The organism is Yersinia alsatica (assembly GCF_902170305.1).
Taxonomy (GTDB): Bacteria; Pseudomonadota; Gammaproteobacteria; order Enterobacterales; family Enterobacteriaceae; genus Yersinia; species Yersinia alsatica.
This window is the reverse complement of the sequence record NZ_CABHWW010000007.1, coordinates 46,092-65,653: the sequence shown is the minus strand read 5'-3', so window position 1 is coordinate 65,653 and position 19,562 is coordinate 46,092. Positions and strand designations below refer to the sequence as shown.

Genomic DNA, 19,562 nt, shown 5'->3' with positions numbered 1-19,562 from the left:
GTTTCTCGCTCATTTTTAATCCTGTGGTTGAACCTCTATTTTGCCATGTTCCACGCGGAACATCTTGCCCTTTTCGCCTACCATGTCAGTCACTTGTTCAGCACTCACTGCGCTGACAAAAACCTGTGCCTGGGTAGCTTTCAAACGCTCGGCCAATAATCGACGACGGCCGGTGTCTAATTCGGAAGCAAAATCGTCAAGCAGATACAGGCAACGCCGCCCGCTCTGTCGGGTGAGAAACTCACCCTGCGCTAACCGCAGTGCGCACATCAGCAACTTCAACTGACCACGCGATAGCAAATCTTCTACCGGCGTACTATCGGCCCGAATGCGGAAGTCCGCTTTATGTGGCCCGACAGCGGTATAGGTTAGCGCTCTGTCACGCTCAAACTGGCGTTCCAGCAACTCACCATAGTCACTCTCTTTATCCCAGCCGCGCTGGAAAGAGAAACTCAAGGCGAACTCTGGCAGGAACAGGGCGCATGTAGCTGAAATATCTGCCGCAATTGCGTCACTGTATGCCGCCCGCCACTCACTAATACGCTCAGCCAGCGGGATAATTTCCTGATCCCAGGCCCGGATTTGCGTATAGCGACTAACCTGGCGCAGCGCGGCGTTGCGCTGCTTAAGTAATCTTTTCAGATTGCTCCAGGCCGTAAAAAAACCGGGTTCGTTATGAAAGCAACCCCAGTCTAAAAAAGCGCGCCGAAACTTCGGCCCACCATTCAATAAGGTAAATCCTTCAGGAGTAATCAGTTGCATCGGCAGCATTTGCGCCAATTCAGCCACTTTATGACCATCAGTGCCATCAATGCGCACTTTGGTATCACCCTGTCGACTTTTGCTCAACCCCACGGACGATTCGCGCTCATTAGCATCGACCCGGCCATGTAACACAAACTCAGCACATTCGTGACGTATCACGCGGCCAGCCTGCAAACTGCGAAAAGCGCGGCCATGACCCAGGGTATAAATCGCCTCCAGCACACTGGTTTTACCACTGCCGTTGGGGCCGACTAAAAAATTAAAACCCGACGCCAGCGCTAAGTCTGCCGATTCAATATTGCGGAAATCTTTTATCAGTAAACGCGTCAAAGCCATGAAACTGCTTCTTATTCTTGTATCCCTGACCTCGGGCGTAATTGTCGCAGACAGATTGGGTGCGGACAGCGCACAGCCACCGGAGCGTACTTCAGTACGTGAGGATGGCGAGTACTGCCCAATCCCAAGCTGGCAAGTAAAATAGCCCGCTATAGATCACAGACGCATTGGCATGACAACATAGGCCGCTGCCTGACTATTACCATCCTCAATCTGCACACTAGAGACCGAGTCAGTCAGTAACAGGCTAACATCTTCACACTTGAGCGCATTGAGCACATCAAGCACGTAGCTGACGTTGAAACCGATCTCCATTTCCGCCCCATCGTAGCTAACATCGAGAATCTCTTCCGCTTCTTCCTGTTCCGGGTTATTAGCGGTGATCTTAAGCTGGTTTTGGCTAACATACAGCCGAACACCACGAAACTTCTCGTTAGACAAAATGGCTGCTCGAGCAAAGGCTTGTTTCAGCAAATCGCAACTTGCTTTCAGTGTTTTGTCGGGGTTCTTCGGCAATACACGGCGATAATCCGGGAAGCGACCATCAACCAGCTTAGAGGTGAAAATGAAATCACCGACGTGTGCGCGGATATTGTTACTGCCAATTTGCAGACGCAGTGGCGTATCACCACCATCCAGCAACCGAACCAACTCCATCACACCTTTACGCGGCACGATCACCGAATGTGAAGGTAACGTCTGGCCCACTGGCATCGAACAAACCGCCAAACGGTGACCATCAGTTGCGACAGTACGCAGCTCCTCGCCTTCAGTCTCAAATAGCATGCCGTTCAAGTAATAGCGCACATCCTGATGGGCCATTGAGAACTGGGTAGACTCAATCAGACGTTTCAATGTTGCTTGCGGTAAAGTGAATTCAACTTCACTCTGCCAGTCATCCAGATTCGGGAAATCTGCCGCAGGTAGGGTGGATAGTGAGAAACGGCTACGGCCTGAACGCACCAGTAGGCGATCACCATCCAACGCAACGGTAATTTCTGCACCTTCCGGCAAACCACGCCAGATATCAAAAAACTTCCGTGCAGGCACGGTAGTTGCGCCCTGAGTATGGGGCTGAGACAGCGCCACGCGCGCAACCATCTCCATTTCCAGATCGGTACCGGTCAGCAGCAAAGAGCCTTCCGTGACTTGCAGCAACAAGTTGCCCAAAATTGGCAACGTAGGACGTCCACCCAGCGGGCTACTGACCTGTTGCAGCGGTTTTAGCAGATGCTCACGTTCAATGATAAATTTCATAGCGCTAGGAGGATAATGTTCTGATTAAGTTAGAGAAATCTTCTTTGATGTCGTGACTTTCTTCACGCAATTGCTCAATCTTGCGGCAAGCATGCAACACCGTGGTATGGTCGCGGCCACCAAACGCATCGCCGATTTCAGGCAGGCTGTGGTTGGTTAACTCTTTCGCCAGCGCCATCGCCATTTGGCGTGGACGGGCTACCGAACGGGAACGCCGTTTGGAGAGCAGGTCAGCGACCTTAATTTTATAATATTCAGCAACCGTCTTTTGAATATTATCGATAGTAACCAGCTTTTCCTGCAATGCCAGTAAGTCACGCAGAGCTTCACGAACAAAATCAATGGTGATTGCCCGCCCTGTAAAATTGGCATTGGCGATCACACGATTCAATGCCCCTTCCAGCTCACGAACGTTGGAACGCAGACGCTTGGCAATAAAGAACGCAACCTCACCCGGCAAGCGAATATCATTTTCATCCGCTTTTTTCATCAGTATCGCGACGCGGGTTTCCAGCTCTGGAGGCTCAATTGCCACCGTCAGGCCCCAGCCAAAACGCGATTTCAGACGATCTTCTACCCCATTGATCTCTTTTGGATAGCGATCTGAGGTCAAAATGATCTGCTGATTGCCTTCCAGCAAGGCATTAAAGGTGTGGAAAAACTCTTCCTGAGAACGCTCTTTATTGGCAAAGAACTGAATATCATCGATTAATAATGCATCAACCGAACGATAATAGCGCTTAAATTCTTCTATTGCGTTGTTTTGCAAGGCTTTAACCATGTCTTGCACAAAACGCTCCGAATGCATGTAAACCACTTTGGCATTGGCCTTACGGGCCATGATGCCATTCCCCACAGCATGTAACAGGTGAGTTTTACCCAAGCCTGTTCCGCCATAAAGGAATAGAGGGTTATATGCACCACCCGGATTATCAGCAACCTGACGCGCCGCAGCACGGGCCAGTTGGTTAGATTTACCTTCCACAAAGTTATCAAATGTGTGCTTAGGGTTCACATTCGAACGATAAGAAAGTTCAGGCTGAGCAGGCGAACTGTCCCAACTCGGACGCACGGGTGCGCTGCGGGTAACCGGAGCAACAGGCGCGCTAACACTGGCTGTAACTGGATGACTGTGTGCTCTTACCGCAGGTTTACTCCCAACTTCAAAACGGAGTAAAGGAACCTCGGTGCCACAAAAATCATTAAGCAAGCCATTGATATTGTTTAAGTACTTATCACGGACCCAGTCCAGTACAAAACGATTAGGTGCGTAAAGCGCCAGAGTATTGTCACTCAGTTCCGCCTGTAGGGGGCGTATCCACATACTAAATTCTGTGGCAGGTAACTCATCCTGCAATCGGGCAAGACACTGCTGCCAAAGCGAAAGTGACACGGCGGACTCCACTCGAACAAGATCAATAAAAGAAAGAAATCAGGATTTTTTGTAACTCATCGTTTTTGACACACGCCAATATGGCCTGTAGCAAGCCAAAGTGACATGCGAACCGTTTTTCGGTTGTTTTTACGACTCACATCCCCCCACGATCCCGGAGTAGTGATCCCAGAGTAGCGGATGCGATCGGAATGGCGGATCATAGCGCAAAAGGAGCAATAGATCCTCCCCTTCCTCACAGATTAGATCCTTTTTATCCACAGGGCATAACTTCTGTCGGGAGTGTAACCTAGCGCACAGCTTTTCGTGCCCTTCATCGTCAATGATCCCGAAATATTTCAGATTATACTGGAATCGCCTTCCCCTTTTCAGTCAACTGATCCTCATTAATCTTTTAAGGATCACGCGGCGATCCTTGCGATTTATCCGGGAGTCCGTATAATCCTCAGCCCTACGTGTGATGCCTGATCTCTTGATGGTCTTGGCCAAAAAGAAACCAGCGGTGAACACGGACAGGCTCTTGGTAAACTCCCGATACAGAATTCTGTGCGGGCGGACGCAATGTCAATTGACTCAGGACTGTACAATTATTACAATCCCGCTTCTTTATATGTTGCGATTGAGGCGTCGGTGTCTTCACTCCGAGCAGCCAAACGCGTTTACTGAATCAGTAATTATTTTAAGTTTAGGTAGAAATCGCTATGAAACGCACTTTCCAACCGTCCGTATTGAAGCGCAACCGTAGCCACGGTTTCCGTGCTCGTATGGCCACCAAAAATGGTCGTCAAGTTCTGGCTCGCCGTCGTGCGAAAAGCCGTTCTCGTCTGACTGTTTCTAAGTAATAAAAGCTAACCATCTAAGTGGTTAAGCTAGCATTTCCTAGGGAGTTACGTTTGTTAACTCCCAGTCATTTTACTTTCGTCTTCCAGCAGCCACAACGGGCTGGCACGCCGCAAATCACCATCCTCGGCCGCCTGAACGAGCTGGGGCATCCCCGCATTGGTCTCACCGTCGCCAAAAAACATGTCAAACGTGCTCATGAACGTAATCGGATAAAGCGCTTAACACGCGAAAGCTTCCGCTTGCATCAGCATACTTTGCCATCAATGGATTTTGTCGTTTTGGTGAAAAAAGGTGTGGCTGACCTCGATAACCGTGCGTTGACGGAAGCTTTGGAAAAATTATGGCGTCGCCACTGTCGCCAGGCTCCCGCATCCTGATCGGGCTAATCAGGGGCTATCAGCTCGTGATTAGTCCGCTGTTGGGGCCGCGTTGTCGTTTCCATCCGACATGCTCTCATTACGGAATTGAGGCATTGAGCCGGTTTGGTATGATAAAAGGCAGTTGGTTAACACTGAAACGCGTATTAAAATGCCACCCTTTGAACCCAGGTGGCGATGATCCCGTGCCGCCGAAACCCGACGATAACAGAGAACACTAACGATGGATTCGCAACGCAATCTTCTACTCATCGCTCTGCTGTTCGTGTCTTTCATGATCTGGCAAGCCTGGCAAGTGGACAACAGTCCTCAACCAGCCGCTCAGACCACGCAACAGACTGCGAATACTGCTACCGGTGATAAAGCAAGCCAGGCTGTGCCAGGCAGTGGTCAGGGTCAACTGATTACTGTAAAAACTGATGTGCTGTCTCTGACCATTAATACCCGTGGCGGTGACATCGAGCAGGCTAACCTGCTGGCTTACCCGGATGCTCTGGGTTCAGACAAAACTTTCGAATTACTGGAAACCACCCCAGCTTTCATTTATCAAGCACAAAGCGGCTTGACAGGCAAAAGCGGCCCGGACAATCCAGCTAACGGGGAGCGCCCGCTGTTCGAAGTGGCTCAAACCAGCTTTGCATTAGCTGATGGTCAAGATGAACTGCGCATTCCATTGACCTTCACCGGCAAAGACGGCTCTGTGTTCACCAAGACATTCGTGCTGAAACGTAATGATTACGCCATTGGCGTCGATTATCACGTTAAAAACGCCTCTGAAGCTCCGCTGGAACTGACGCTATTTGGTCAATTAAAGCAAAGCATCAACTTGCCTAAACACCGTGATACTGGCAGCAATAACTTTGCGCTGCATACTTACCGTGGTGCGGCTTACTCTTCTGATGAAACTAAATATAAAAAATATAGCTTTAGTGATATCGAAGACAAAAGTCTGGACATCACCACCAAAGGTGGCTGGGTAGCAATGTTGCAGCAGTATTTTGCAACCGCCTGGATCCCAGCAGCTAACGAAACCAATACCTTCTACTCCGCTGATTTGGGTAATGGTTTGGCTGCCATCGGCTTTAAAGGTGCACCTGTTGTCATTCAACCAGGCGAGCAGAAACAACTGGGGGCAACCTTATGGGTTGGTCCAGAAATTCAGGACAAAATGGCAGCCATTGCGCCACATTTGGACCTGACTGTTGACTATGGTTGGTTATGGTTTATCTCTCAGCCGCTGTTCAAACTGTTGAAATTCATCCACAGCTTTGTCGGTAACTGGGGCTTCTCCATCATTGTAATCACCTTTATCGTGCGCGGTATCATGTACCCGCTGACCAAGGCGCAATACACCTCGATGGCGAAAATGCGTTTGCTGCAGCCTAAACTGGCCGCCATGCGTGAGCGTATCGGTGACGATAAGCAGCGTATGAGTCAGGAAATGATGGCGCTGTACAAAGCTGAGAAGGTTAACCCACTGGGTGGCTGCTTACCGCTGGTCATTCAGATGCCTATCTTCCTGGCGTTGTACTACATGTTGATGAGTTCTGTTGAGTTGCGCCATGCGCCATTCATCTTGTGGATTCATGACCTGTCAGCACAAGACCCGTACTACATTCTGCCAATTCTGATGGGTATCACCATGTACTTCATTCAGAAGATGTCACCGACTACCGTGACTGACCCGATGCAGCAGAAGATCATGACCTTTATGCCGGTTATCTTCACTGTATTCTTCCTGTGGTTCCCGGCTGGTCTGGTACTGTACTATATCGTCAGTAACCTGGTGACCATCCTGCAACAGCAGTTGATTTATCGTGGTCTGGAAAAACGTGGTTTACACAGCCGCGACAAGAAAAAATCGTCTTAATATGATAAATGCCCAAGGTAATTGGAGTGACGGCTAAGCGCCAAACGACTGACTCCCGATGAGCTGGCACAGGTCAGTGATTCGGGTGACCAATCTGCCGGGAGCAGATTTGAACGCTGCAACTTCAAGAGCCAAGGGTATAGGGCGGTCAATATGACCGCCTTATTCTTTTAGAAGAGAGAAATAACCATGAGCACCATTGACACTATCGTGGCACAAGCAACGCCCCCTGGCCGTGGCGGCGTTGGCATTTTACGTGTTTCTGGTCGTGCTGCCGCCACCGTCGCGCAGGCCGTGTTGGGTAAATTACCCAAGCCGCGCTATGCAGATTATCTGCCTTTTAAAGATGTCGATGGCAGCACATTGGACCAAGGTATTGCTCTCTATTTTCCCGGCCCGAATTCCTTCACTGGCGAAGACGTGTTGGAGCTACAAGGTCATGGCGGCCCAGTGATACTGGATTTGCTATTAAAACGCATTCTGGCCCTTCCAGGGCTGCGGATTGCCCGCCCCGGTGAGTTCTCTGAGCGCGCATTCTTAAATGACAAACTGGATTTGGCACAAGCTGAGGCTATTGCGGACCTGATTGATGCTAGCTCAGAGCAAGCTGCACGCTCGGCAGTAAATTCATTGCAGGGCGCATTTTCTGTCCGAATCCATCAATTGGTGGAAGCACTCACTCACTTGCGAATCTACGTCGAAGCTGCCATTGACTTCCCGGATGAGGAAATTGATTTCCTTTCTGATGGCAAAATTGAAGGCCAGTTAAACGGCGTAATGGCTGACTTGGAGCAAGTACGCACAGAAGCCCGTCAAGGCAGTCTATTGCGTGAAGGGATGAAAGTGGTTATTGCTGGCCGTCCTAATGCCGGTAAATCCAGTTTACTCAATGCGTTAGCTGGCCGTGAAGCCGCGATTGTCACTGATATCGCCGGAACAACTCGTGATGTATTGCGAGAACATATTCACATCGATGGAATGCCACTGCATATCATTGATACCGCAGGATTACGTGAAGCCAGCGACGAAGTTGAGCGCATTGGCATCGAACGGGCCTGGCATGAGATTGAACAAGCGGATCGCGTGCTATTTATGGTTGATGGCACCACCACTGATGCCACTGAGCCGGCGGCAATCTGGCCAGAATTTATGGCGCGGTTACCTGCAACGTTACCCATAACAGTGGTGCGTAATAAAGCCGATATTACAGGTGAAACCTTGGGTTTAACCGAAGTGAATGGTCACTCACTAATCCGCTTATCAGCACGAACTGGCGAAGGTATTGACCTGCTGCGTAACCATTTGAAGCAGAGCATGGGCTTTACCAGCAATACAGAAGGTGGTTTCCTGGCTCGTCGCCGTCATTTGCAAGCACTGGAAACAGCCGCACAGCATCTGGTACAGGGCCATGAACAGTTAGTAAGTGCTCGCGCCGGTGAGCTACTGGCTGAAGAACTACGTTTAGCACAACAATCGTTGAGTGAAATTACCGGTGAATTTAGCTCGGATGACTTACTGGGGCGCATCTTCTCCAGTTTTTGTATCGGAAAATGAGTGTGACGCCACAGAGCCAACACAGATTATCGCTAATTTTGATAGTCTTGCTCTCTGGGTCTAAACAATTATACCCAAAGAACTTAGAGTGGCAGGCAGCAAGCCTCCTGCACTTTCAAGGATAAAGGGTATAGGCGCTCGAACACTTAACTCTATCTATAAATTGAGGTATCCATGATTATAAAACCACGTGTACGCGGCTTTATCTGTGTGACTGCTCATCCGGCGGGCTGTGAAGCCAACGTCAAAAAGCAAATCGACTACGTCACCGCAGAAGGCGCAATCGCTAATGGCCCAAAACGAGTATTAGTGATTGGTGCGTCAACTGGATACGGGCTGGCAGCTCGCATTACAGCAGCATTTGGTTGTGGTGCCGATACTCTGGGCGTTTTCTTTGAACGTCCTGGTGAAGATGGCAAACCAGGTACCTCTGGTTGGTACAACAGTGCCGCGTTCCACAAATTCGCGGAACAAAAAGGCCTGTATGCGAAAAGTATCAATGGCGATGCTTTCTCTGATGAAATTAAGCGCCTGACTATCGAAGCTATCAAGCAAGACTTGGGTCAGGTTGATCAGGTTATCTACAGCCTGGCCTCACCACGCCGTACTCATCCGAAAACCGGTGAAGTGTTTAACTCCACACTGAAACCAATCGGTCATGAAGTGAAGTTCCGTGGTCTTGATACTGATAAAGAAGTGATCAAAGAAGCAGTGCTGCAACCAGCAACTCAGGCTGAGATCGACAATACCGTAGCCGTCATGGGCGGCGAAGACTGGCAGATGTGGATTGATGCACTGCTAGAGGCTGGCGTGCTGGCTGAAGGTGCGCAAACAACCGCCTTTACCTATCTGGGCGAAAAAATTACCCATGATATCTATTGGAACGGCTCCATTGGCGCAGCCAAGAAGGATCTGGACCAAAAAGTTCTGACTATTCGCGATAGCTTATCTGCCCATGGCGGCGGCGATGCTCGGGTTTCAGTACTAAAAGCGGTGGTGACTCAGGCCAGCTCCGCCATTCCAATGATGCCGCTGTATCTGTCACTGTTATTCAAAGTGATGAAAGAGAAAGGGACTCACGAAGGTTGTATCGAGCAGGTGTATTCACTGTATAAAGACAGCCTGTGTGGCAATGCGCCACATATGGATCAAGAAGGTCGTCTGCGCGCTGACTACAAAGAGCTTGATCCTGAAGTGCAAAACCAGGTACAGCAGCTGTGGGACCAAGTCACCAACGACAATATTTACCAGTTGACCGATTTCACTGGTTATAAGACCGAGTTCTTAAATCTGTTCGGTTTTGCTGTTGATGGCGTTGATTATGAGGCTGATGTTAATCCTGCGGTAAAAATCCCTAATCTGATTCAGGGCTAATTAACTTCAAGCTTTATTATCAGAAAACCCGCTGTGCCCTGTACAGCGGGTTACTCACTCTCTCATTATTGCCTTTCGTTATACTCTTCTAATACCCAATCACAAATCTCTTATACCCATAGTGGATAAGCTAAGGTCATTTTCTTCGTTTACGGATCATCCCGGCAATGTTTGAATAATTTCATTCTTAGTTATTCAGTTTATCGCTAACAGAATAGCCCAGCCTGCAAAAAAATAAGTTCTTATTTAAATATAATTATACAGGGAAATTATGATGAAGATGCGCTCATTGGTGATACCACTATTCAGTTTAATTATTTTAACCTCAGTGAATGCCCATAGCGAAGAGAAGAAAATCATTAAACTGGGGTTTAATCCCGGTCCCTATAAAGAACAATTTGAGCACGGTGTGGCGCCTTATTTAATAAAGAAAGGATACAGTATTGAATATAAAGATTTCAATGATGGTATTCAGGTAAATAATGCCGTCAGCACCGGTGAGATTGATGGGAATATCATGCAGCACCCGATTTATCTACAAGCAATAAATGATCGGCTACGCATTGATAACACGGGTATTGTTCAGGTACCAACCCCGCCAATGGGGCTGTATTCAGCTAAGCACCAAAAGGAGGATAAACCCAAGGAGGGCGCGTGGATTTCAGTTCCTAACCAGCCATCAAATGAATACCGTGCAGCACTTTTACTGCAATCTATTGGTTGGATAAAATTAAAGGAAAAGATTGATCCAGTGACTTTCTCGCAAAAGGATATTACAGAAAATCCGCACCATTTAGTCATCAAAGAAATGGATAATGCTCAGCAAGTCAGAGCGTTGCCTGATGTCGATTTTGGTGCTATTCAAGGCAATTTTGCAGTCTCTAATGGCATAAAGCTCACTTCTGCCCTGCAACTTGAAAAACCCACCACTCAATTTGTTAATGTGGTCACTGTTGCCGGAAAAAATAAGAATGCAGAGTTTGCCAAAGATATTATTGCTGGCTATCACTCACCTGAATTCAAAAAATACATTCTGGAAAACGAAAAGTATGCCGGTTATATGCTGCCTGATTATCTGAAATAGTGGAATAACCTGATGATTGAGCTTCAGCATATTTTCAAAACCTTTGAACGTAAAGATATCAAACTCCAGGCACTTAATAATGTCAGTTTAACCATCGACGATGGCGATATATTTGGCATCATCGGTTACAGCGGAGCGGGAAAAAGTACATTACTGCGGATGGTCAACGCCCTGGAAAGTCCAACCTCGGGAAATGTCGTGATTGATGGGAAGAATTTGCATGACTTTAGTTCTGAACAGCTTAGGCTGCTGAAAAAGAACATTGGCATGATATTCCAGAACTTTAATTTACTGGAATCAAAGACAGTTTTTAAGAATGTCGCTATGCCACTTATTTTATTAGGAAAAAACAAAAAATTCATTCAACAGCGGGTGGCTGAACTACTGGATTTCGTCGGGCTGGGAGATAAAAGTCATAGCTTTCCTAATGAGCTATCAGGCGGTCAGAAGCAGCGGGTCGGTATTGCACGCGCGCTGGCAACCAATCCCTCAATTCTATTGTGCGATGAAGCCACATCATCACTGGACCCGCAAACTACCGCCCAAATATTGTTATTACTGAAGAAGATTAATCAGCAATACAATATTACCGTGCTGCTAATTACTCATGAGATGTCAGTCATTCAAAAAATATGCAATAAAGTGGCTGTTATGGAAAATGGCCAAATTATTGAACAGGGTTCAGTATTAACGGTTTTCGGCCATCCAACTCATCCCACCACGATTAATTTTGTTCGTACCGTAATAAAAGACAGCTTACCGGAGAGTGTGAAAAAGCTGCTGGATAAGAGCCATGCCGGGCGTCAATTCAGGCTAGCCTTTATGGGGAATATCGCCACACAGCCGGTTATCAATCAGTTAATCAAGCAATATGATGTTGGCGTCAATATCCTATTTGCCAACATGTCAGAGATACAGGACACCACGCTGGGCCATATGGTGCTGCTATTAACCGGTGAGGACCACCGGATTGATAGCGCCGTCGCTTATCTGGCGGAAACCGGAATTGATATACAGGAAATAAATTGATGATCGAAACCGCTATTACTCTGGAGCAATTTATCCAAGCACTGCATGACACTTTGGTGATGGTCAGTATTTCATTGGTGATCGGTTCTCTTATTGGTATTCCTTTGGGTATTTTACTGGTCGTGACCCGCCCGGGAGGGCTAATTAAGAATCGTGTTTTCTACAATATTCTTAACCCTATTATCAATATCATCCGATCCCTGCCCTTTATCATTTTGATGGTGGCTATCATCCCTCTCACTCGCCTGATTGTGAATACCACCATCGGGACGCCGGGAGCGATTGTGCCGCTGATTATCTTTATTGCGCCTTATATTGGTCGGCTAGTAGAAAACTCATTGCTGGATGTTAACCCCGGAATTCTGGAAGCAGCAAAATCGATGGGAGCCACTCCGCTACAAGCTATTTGGTATTTTTTGCTACCAGAGGCACTTTCATCACTTATATTGGCGCTGACCACAGCAACCATTGGTTTAATTGGCGCGACAGCGATGGCCGGTACTGTGGGGGGCGGCGGGATTGGTGATTTGGCTATCACTTATGGCTATCAGCGCTTTGATACTTTCGTAACGGTGACCACCGCCATTGTATTAATTATTACCGTGCAGTTAATCCAATCATTGGGGAATTTATTTGCCCGTAAAATTCGCCGTGAGTAATTAAAAAACCCCTTTTGCTAAACAAAAGGGGTTTCGATTTTTTTTAGCCTCAAGACTATATGATATTAAACCTTAAAGCCGCTGATGACAGTTTCCAATTGCACGGTTTGATCCTGCATGGCTTGCGCTGCCGCAGCCACTTGTTCCACCAGCGCCGCATTTTGCTGAGTTGAGTTATCTAACTGACTAATCGCCAGATTAACCTGCTCAATCCCCAGACTTTGTTCCTGACTGGAGGCCATGATTTCATTCATTAATGCCGCCACATTGGAGACGCCGCTCATCAGGTCATCCATCGTGGTGCCAGCATCTGCCACCAAGCCAGTACCAATCGCAATATCAGCCACTGAGTCTTCAATCAGCTTTTTAATTTCACGGGCGGAAGTGGCAGAGCGCTGAGCCAAGTTGCGCACTTCAGAGGCTACAACGGCGAAACCGCGCCCCTGCTCGCCCGCTCTGGCTGCTTCTACTGCTGCATTCAGTGCCAGAATATTAGTTTGGAAGGCGATGCTATCAATCACACTGATGATATCGACAATTTTCTTCGATGAATGATTGATTGAACCCATGGTATCTACCACTTGTTTCACCACTGTGCTGCCTTTTACCGCAACAGTGGAAGCATCCATCGCCAGTTGGTTGGCGTGGCTGGCGTTATCCGCATTTTGTTTCACGGTACTGGTCAATTCATCCATTGAAGCCGCAGTTTGCTCAATGGAACTGGCCTGATCTTCAGTTCGGGCCGATAAGTCCAGATTACCACTGGCAATTTGACGTGACGCCGAAGCAATCGCCAGACTGCTCTCGCCGACCTGCCGCATCATTTGCTGCAAATAGTCGATAAAATCATTGAAGCTCTGGTTAATGGCGTTGAATTCCGGGCTAGTGCTTTGCGGCAAGCGCTGAGTTAAATCGGCCCCACCCGCAGACAGCGCGGTGATATTCTCTTTCAACACGGCTAACCGTTTCATAAAGACACGGATAGAGAACACCAGGAACAACAGCAATAACAACATGATAGGGATCTGCACTAACCCCAGGTGCAGCAGAATACTGTGGCTCTGTTTGACCAATAAACTAGTGGGCAAGTCAGTGACTAAATACCACGGGCTATTGGCAATCGGGCGGATAAACAGGGTGTGAGAGGTTCCATCGACATCAAATTCACTTTCCAGTGATTGTTGATCTTTCATCTGCGCCAGTAACCGCTGTGTCTCTGCGGCCATCGGCAAACTACCGGCAAAGTCTGACAGATTTTTTAACTCGGCTTTGCCATCGGCTAAGGCGCTACTACCAACAATCTTGCCATCAGCTTCAACAATCAGAATGGTGCCATTCACTTTCTGTTCCATCTCTTTAACCAGCCGGTTAAAGAAACCTAATGTGACATCAATGGTTGAAACACCATAAACATCGTCACCTTTATAAATCGCCATCGCACAGTTAGTTCTTGGCTGCGGGCTAGCATCATCCTGATAAGCTTTAGCCCAGGCACAGAAGCCTTTAGGCGCATTTAAGCCCTCTTTATACCAAGGCTGTTCAAAATAATTTTGCGATTCCGGTGAGTTCCAATGGGTGTTAACCGTTAACTTATTTTCTCCATTGCGAGCAAAAAACGTGCTGAATTTAATTACCCCTTGCTCACGCTTATTCGGTAATGGCCAAATCCCACCACCAAATACATTACTGTCACCATACTGATCCACTAACCCAGGTAATAATTGGTCGATGGTATTACTGTCCATTATGGCAACAGCCTGCGTAATACTGCGGGCTTGTGCTTCTACCTTATTCATTTGCGCGGTTATGGCTGTCGCGATTTGGTCAACGCTATTGCCAATAATGGTGCTTTCAGATTGCTTGAGTTGTGGTGTCACAAAAAGCTGAATAACCACCACGGTGATTATCAGCAAGAAAATGAAAAACGCACTAACGAGTAAGGTGAATCGGGCTTGAGTGGTTTTTAGCATTATCGTGTCGCTCAATGTAAGAGAGCTGGATAGCTCCAGATCTATTAACGGCATTTCGCGTACAGACTTGATAACGGGAAGAAATGATTTTTCCGTTCCTCTCCAGGGATCACAATTTCAGTGTAATAAATCTGCGAAAAACACTGATTTAAGTGAAATTTAAAGGGGTAGCACGATATATAGTCATTGTTTTGTCGTGCAGTCTTGGCCTAATCTTGATGAAGAACGATACTATTTTTTAACGCAACGGGAGTATGTCATGTCACAGCAATCCCTTAAAATTGTTACCCTGCTGGGTAGCCTACGTAGTGGTTCCTACAACGCCATGGTGGCACGCGCGCTACCAAAATTAGCACCTGCGGGTGTCACGATTGAAGCACTGCCTTCTATTCGCGACATTCCGCTTTATGATGCTGACGTGCAACAGGAAGATGGGTTCCCAACCACAATTCAGGCCATTGCTGAGCAAATTCGTCAGGCGGACGGGGTTATTATCGTGACACCGGAATATAACTATTCGGTGCCCGGCGGATTAAAAAATGCCATCGACTGGTTATCCCGTTTACCTAACCAGCCACTGGCTGGCAAACCGGTTGCCATTCAGACCAGCTCGATGGGGCCAGTGGGAGGCGCACGTTGCCAATATCATCTGCGCCAGATTTTGGTCTTCCTCGACGCAATGGTAATGAATAAACCTGAATTTATGGGTGGTGTCATTCAAAGCAAAGTCGATGAGCAAGCCAAGGAATTAGTTGACCAAGGCACATTGGATTTCCTAACCGGCCAGCTTTCTGCCTTTGCCACCTATATTGATCGTGTTCGCGTAAAATAGCGGATTCCCAACCGCCCCTCACTGCCCGATGGGCGCTGGGGGTTTCCTCCACCCACTCACCCATGTTATCAATAGCCACCTTCTCTGTTGTGGATACCCTTGACCGATGGCCATTAAAATCATGCTCTGGCTTATCTTGACCCTGATATCCACATTCTGGCTGGGTTGGTTCGGGTTGAATACACAACAAGCGGAGCGGGAAGCCGAATTTCGCACCACGCATCGCGAACTGAGCCAGCAGTTAGCTCAGCAGCAGGCTATTTTGTTTTTGGCGCTGGAACCGAGCCAACTGGTGCAATTGCAGCGCCACTTTCCTCAGTTAGTGGCGATAAACCAAACACCCGCAGACCAATCAAAAGCCGGTCAGCTAACCTTGCAAGTTCAGGGGGGCGATTACCGCTTATCTAACTCCTACAGTGGCAGCGGTTTACAGGTTAACGGCCAAAAACTCCTGCAAGTGGTGGGCTTACCGGCTAATTTTGACAGTTTGGTCTTACTCTATCAGCAGCATCAATTGGCGGTTCTGGGCCATTCATCAGCCAAAAGCTTCTGGCAGTGGCAAAAGCCCTTAGGAGAAGGGGAACAATCTTTCACCTTAATCGGCCATGCCACTCCCGTTTGGCGTGATTTACCTTGGTTGACCGCCCTACTGCTTTCACTGATCGCCGCCGCAGTGCTGTATGGCTGGCATCGCTGGCAACAGTTGGCGCTGTATCGCGCACATGCCGAGCAGCGGGCTAAATTTGCTGATCAAGCCAGACTGAATGCCATGGGGGAAATTGCGACCGGCATCGCCCATGAATTAAACCAGCCACTGACCGCGACGCTGACCTATAACCAGACTGCGCTAAGGTTATTACCGCCGCAGGATGAGAAAGTTACGCCATTGCTGGTGGCTTCAGTTGAACAAATCAAACGGATTGCCGCTTTACTGGATCGCCTGCGCACCTTACTCAGCCGTGGGCAGGTAAATTTACAACCGGTGATAGTGGCAGACATCTGGCGGCGGGTTAAGGTGCTTTTGAACCATGAAATTGCCGCAGCTAACATCATAATATTAAATAATATTCCGGCTCATTTGCCGCCCCTTCAGAGTGACCCTTTATGGCTAGAGCAGGTTCTACATAATTTACTCAGCAACGCCATTCACGCAATACAGCAATCCCCCAAGCCAACCGTCTATTTTACTGTTAGCCAGCAAGCCAAACAGTGGGTTATTCAGATTGAAGATAATGGGCCGGGACTAAGTCAGCAGCAACTGGACAACCTGTTTACGCCTTTCTATACCACCCGTGAAAGTGGGCTGGGATTGGGGCTAACCTTGTGTGAAACATTGGTACAGCGAATGGGTGGTGACATAAAAGCAGGGAACAGTGTGCATGGCGGAGCCAGCTTTACCCTGACTTTTCCTCTGATTATCGGGAGCACGCATGACAAAACACATTTATCTGGTTGATGATGATGAGGGCGTACGTGCCGCATTGACCGCGTTGCTCACCACCATGGGCTGGGAAGTTAAAACATTCAGCGGCGGCCAAACTTTCCTCGATACTTTGGCCGTGACTCAACCAAGCTGTGTACTGCTGGACATTCGTATGCCGGGTAAAAGCGGGATGACGATATTAGAAGCCATTCAATCTCGTGATAGCACCCTCCCGGTCATCATTATGACCGGGCATGGCAATGTTGAATTATGCCGCCGGGCTTTCAAAGGTGGCGCGCTGGAATTTTTAACCAAACCCATTGATGCCGATGTATTAATTGAAACCGTCAGTATGGCTCTGGAGCAGCATGAACAGGCGCTAGCTGCCCAGCAGCAACAGGCAAGTTATCAACAACGGCTCAACCAACTTTCCGCGCGCGAACGAGAAGTGGCGGCCCTGATTATTCAAGGGGAAACCAGTAAACAAATCGCCCACCTTTTGTCACTGTCACCACGCACTGTGGAGGCGCACCGCGCTAACCTCTTTGCCAAGTTGGAAGTGAGCTCTCTGGCGTTGCTTATTCATCATTATGCGCCCCTGATAGCCAGTCATTCATCACTGATGATAGGTAGATCTACGGAGTAAAACGGGTAGTTAGCCGAATGTTTTTTCACCACTTTTCGCCGTAGGATGGCGACACAGTGATGAAATCACTTCGCTAACAATAAGGATTTTATATGATCAAGCCTATTGCCCTGACCTCCGCCTTATTCATTGGCCTGATAACTCAAGCCTCTGCTGCGGGTTTAAACACTGAACGCAATCTCTCTCTGGCGCTGGCCACTGATTTAGCCAGCCGCACCCTCGCAATTTGCCAGGCTGATGGCTATAACGTTGCGGTAACCGTGGTGGATCGTGCGGGCATCATCAAAACCGTGCTGCGCGCGGATAACGCCGGGCCACATACCGTCAAAGCCAGTGAGCAAAAGGCTTTTACCGCGCTATCGACCAAGACGCCAAGTGGACAAGTGATGGAAAACAGTCAAAAAACACCTGCGGCCAATAACCTGAAAGATATTCCCGGTTTCTTGCTGTTAGGTGGCGGAGTGCCGGTGAAAGCAGGCGACGAAGTGGTTGGTGCGATAGGGGTTGCCGGTGCGCCGGGTGGTCATCTGGACGCACAATGTGCCACCCAAGCATTGGAAAAAATCAGTGCTCAGTTGAAAGCATAAGACGATAGATAAAGAGTTTTAAGTAAAACGCCCCCATCCTCGGTACTGAGAATGGGGGCGTTTTTACAATGCATTGCTAATCATGCACGATTAATGATCAACAAAAGCAATTTTCAGCACAAACAGTAGCGCGACCACCACTACACATGGGCTGATTTCACGCCAACGGCCAGTACCCAACTTCATCAAGCAGTAAGAAATGAAGCCCAGCGCGATCCCTTCAGTGATAGAGAAGCTAAACGGCATCATCACCGCAGTGACAAATGCCGGAACAGCTTCAGTCAGGTCATCCCATTTCACGCGGGACAGGCTAGAGGTCATCAGCACGCCAACATAAATCAATGCACCGGCGGCGGCATAGGCAGGAACCATCCCAGCCAGCGGAGAAATAAACATCACCAGCAGGAACAAAATCCCGACCACGACTGCGGTTAAACCTGTACGGCCACCCACAGACACGCCGGAAGAGCTTTCGATATAAGCAGTGACTGACGAGGTACCGATAAAGGCACCGGCAACAGAGCTGATGCTGTCCACATACAGCGCTTGTTTCATGCGCGGGAACTTACCTTTATCGTCGGTCAAACCGGCCTTATCCGTCACACCAATCAATGTGCCGGATGAATCAAACAGGTTAACCAGCATGAAGGAGAAAATAATCCCCGCCATACCGATATTCAGTGCGCCGGCTAAATCGACCTGTCCAACCACAGAAGTGACACTTGGCGGCATGGAGAAAATACCGGAGTAATGCACATCACCCAGTGCCCAGCCAATTAAGGTTGTCACCACAATAGAAACCAGCACCGCGGCATGAATATTGCGTGATGCCAGTACCGCGATAATAAAGAAGCCCAGCGCCCCCAGCAGCACACTGTGCGAAGCCAGATTACCCACCATCACCAGCGTATCCGGGTTGGCAACGACGATCCCGGCATTTTTCAGCCCCATCATGGCAATAAACAGACCAATACCGCTGGTAATCCCCACCCGTAGGCTCAATGGGATGTTAGCAATCATCCAGTAACGGATGCGGAAAATGGTCAGCAAAAGGAAACCGATTGCGCCCCAGAAGATAGCACCCATGCCAACTTGCCATGAAATACCCATCGCGCCAACCACGACAAAAGCGAAGAAAGCGTTAAGCCCCATCGCTGGTGCCAGCGCGACTGGCAAGTTAGCCAGTAAGCCCATAAAGATACTGCCAAATGCGGCGATCAGGCAGGTGGTGACGAATACTGCCTGCACATCCATCCCGGCAACCCCTAAAATCTGTGGGTTGACGAACACGATGTAGACCATGGTCAGGAAGGTCGTGATGCCCGCAATTAATTCGGTCCGTGCGGTTGTACCATGTTGTTTCAGTTTAAAAACACGTTCGAGCAGCCCCTGCTCAGTATCAAGGTTTGGTTTACTCATTCGAGGAGTTCCACAGAAGGGAGTGATAGTTGGGGATATCCTATAACAAAAAAACTGTTGTTTAGAGCGAGATCACCGTCTTTTTGGCTATTTTTTATCTGCCCTGTTGCGCAACAGATCCCCTTGAGTTCCCCTGGTTTTATT

Annotated in this window: 19 protein-coding genes; 14 read left to right on the top strand and 5 right to left on the bottom strand. The window is 48.4% G+C overall.

The window, feature by feature from the left end; genetic code table 11:
- Positions 1-15: 15 nt before the first annotated feature.
- Positions 16-1,101, bottom strand: a complete 1,086-nt coding sequence (recF, locus tag FTA96_RS02255; protein WP_145532986.1) for a DNA replication/repair protein RecF — start codon at positions 1,099-1,101, stop codon at positions 16-18.
- Between recF and FTA96_RS23205 the strand changes: the two genes are divergently transcribed.
- Positions 1,100-1,246 carry a hypothetical protein gene (locus FTA96_RS23205; protein ID WP_155410759.1) on the top strand — a complete coding sequence of 49 codons (147 nt, stop codon included), beginning with the start codon at positions 1,100-1,102 and terminating at the stop codon, positions 1,244-1,246. The genes recF and FTA96_RS23205 overlap by 2 nt on opposite strands.
- A gap of 11 nt (positions 1,247-1,257) precedes the next feature.
- Here FTA96_RS23205 and dnaN read toward each other — a convergent pair whose 3' ends face one another.
- Together dnaN and dnaA are read right to left on the bottom strand one after the other, a co-directional pair.
- Complete coding sequence (gene dnaN / locus FTA96_RS02250; protein ID WP_004707290.1) at positions 1,258-2,358, bottom strand: DNA polymerase III subunit beta; 1,101 nt, start codon at positions 2,356-2,358, stop codon at positions 1,258-1,260.
- 4 nt (positions 2,359-2,362) lie between these two features.
- Positions 2,363-3,751, bottom strand: coding sequence for a chromosomal replication initiator protein DnaA (gene dnaA / locus FTA96_RS02245; RefSeq protein WP_050099354.1), 1,389 nt, complete (start codon positions 3,749-3,751; stop codon positions 2,363-2,365).
- Positions 3,752-4,452: 701 nt separating this feature from the next.
- On the opposite strand from dnaA, the gene rpmH reads away from it, so the two are divergent.
- The 9 genes from rpmH (at position 4,453) to FTA96_RS02195 (ending at position 12,541) form a co-directional block, all read left to right on the top strand.
- Complete coding sequence (gene rpmH / locus FTA96_RS02235) at positions 4,453-4,593, top strand: 50S ribosomal protein L34 (protein ID WP_002220736.1); 141 nt, start codon at positions 4,453-4,455, stop codon at positions 4,591-4,593.
- 18 nt (positions 4,594-4,611) lie between these two features.
- On the top strand, positions 4,612-4,971 hold the full coding sequence (gene rnpA / locus FTA96_RS02230; protein ID WP_025380108.1) for a ribonuclease P protein component: 360 nt from the start codon (positions 4,612-4,614) through the stop codon (positions 4,969-4,971).
- The gene (gene yidD / locus FTA96_RS02225; RefSeq protein WP_005161103.1) at positions 4,935-5,192 is read left to right on the top strand and encodes a membrane protein insertion efficiency factor YidD; all 258 of its coding nucleotides are present in this window, start codon (positions 4,935-4,937) and stop codon (positions 5,190-5,192) included. The genes rnpA and yidD overlap by 37 nt, the downstream gene beginning before the upstream one ends.
- Positions 5,193-5,194: 2 nt before the next feature.
- Entirely contained in the window at positions 5,195-6,841 is a 1,647-nt protein-coding gene (gene yidC, locus FTA96_RS02220) for a membrane protein insertase YidC (protein WP_050109279.1), read from the top strand.
- A 189-nt stretch (positions 6,842-7,030) separates the two neighbouring features.
- Positions 7,031-8,395 carry a tRNA uridine-5-carboxymethylaminomethyl(34) synthesis GTPase MnmE gene (gene mnmE / locus FTA96_RS02215; RefSeq protein ID WP_050151843.1) on the top strand — a complete coding sequence of 455 codons (1,365 nt, stop codon included), beginning with the start codon at positions 7,031-7,033 and terminating at the stop codon, positions 8,393-8,395.
- 174 nt (positions 8,396-8,569) lie between these two features.
- Complete coding sequence (fabV, locus tag FTA96_RS02210) at positions 8,570-9,769, top strand: enoyl-ACP reductase FabV (RefSeq protein WP_050123848.1); 1,200 nt, start codon at positions 8,570-8,572, stop codon at positions 9,767-9,769.
- Between the two features lie 274 nt (positions 9,770-10,043).
- Complete coding sequence (locus FTA96_RS02205; protein WP_186372844.1) at positions 10,044-10,853, top strand: MetQ/NlpA family ABC transporter substrate-binding protein; 810 nt, start codon at positions 10,044-10,046, stop codon at positions 10,851-10,853.
- Positions 10,854-10,865: 12 nt separating this feature from the next.
- The gene (locus FTA96_RS02200) at positions 10,866-11,882 is read left to right on the top strand and encodes a methionine ABC transporter ATP-binding protein (protein ID WP_145505446.1); all 1,017 of its coding nucleotides are present in this window, start codon (positions 10,866-10,868) and stop codon (positions 11,880-11,882) included.
- Positions 11,882-12,541 carry a methionine ABC transporter permease gene (locus FTA96_RS02195; protein ID WP_186372839.1) on the top strand — a complete coding sequence of 220 codons (660 nt, stop codon included), beginning with the start codon at positions 11,882-11,884 and terminating at the stop codon, positions 12,539-12,541. Before FTA96_RS02200 ends, FTA96_RS02195 begins: the two co-directional genes overlap by 1 nt.
- Positions 12,542-12,606: 65 nt before the next feature.
- On the opposite strand, the gene FTA96_RS02190 is transcribed toward FTA96_RS02195, so the two are convergent.
- Positions 12,607-14,511, bottom strand: a complete 1,905-nt coding sequence (locus tag FTA96_RS02190) for a methyl-accepting chemotaxis protein (protein WP_186372838.1) — start codon at positions 14,509-14,511, stop codon at positions 12,607-12,609.
- A gap of 259 nt (positions 14,512-14,770) precedes the next feature.
- On the opposite strand from FTA96_RS02190, the gene FTA96_RS02185 reads away from it, so the two are divergent.
- The 4 genes from FTA96_RS02185 to FTA96_RS02170 all read left to right on the top strand — a co-directional run bounded on the left by FTA96_RS02185 (position 14,771) and on the right by FTA96_RS02170 (position 17,999).
- On the top strand, positions 14,771-15,343 hold the full coding sequence (locus tag FTA96_RS02185) for an NADPH-dependent FMN reductase (RefSeq protein WP_050109286.1): 573 nt from the start codon (positions 14,771-14,773) through the stop codon (positions 15,341-15,343).
- A gap of 106 nt (positions 15,344-15,449) precedes the next feature.
- Complete coding sequence (locus tag FTA96_RS02180) at positions 15,450-16,799, top strand: sensor histidine kinase (RefSeq protein ID WP_145573093.1); 1,350 nt, start codon at positions 15,450-15,452, stop codon at positions 16,797-16,799.
- Positions 16,774-17,412 (top strand): response regulator transcription factor, encoded by a 639-nt coding sequence (locus FTA96_RS02175; RefSeq protein WP_050135166.1) that lies wholly within the window; start codon positions 16,774-16,776, stop codon positions 17,410-17,412. The genes FTA96_RS02180 and FTA96_RS02175 overlap by 26 nt, the downstream gene beginning before the upstream one ends.
- 92 nt (positions 17,413-17,504) lie before the next feature.
- Positions 17,505-17,999 carry a GlcG/HbpS family heme-binding protein gene (locus tag FTA96_RS02170; protein ID WP_004707304.1) on the top strand — a complete coding sequence of 165 codons (495 nt, stop codon included), beginning with the start codon at positions 17,505-17,507 and terminating at the stop codon, positions 17,997-17,999.
- A gap of 90 nt (positions 18,000-18,089) precedes the next feature.
- Here the strand turns inward: FTA96_RS02170 and FTA96_RS02165 are convergent, their stop codons facing one another.
- Positions 18,090-19,418, bottom strand: a complete 1,329-nt coding sequence (locus tag FTA96_RS02165) for an NCS2 family permease (RefSeq protein WP_050109289.1) — start codon at positions 19,416-19,418, stop codon at positions 18,090-18,092.
- Positions 19,419-19,562 lie beyond the last annotated feature (144 nt).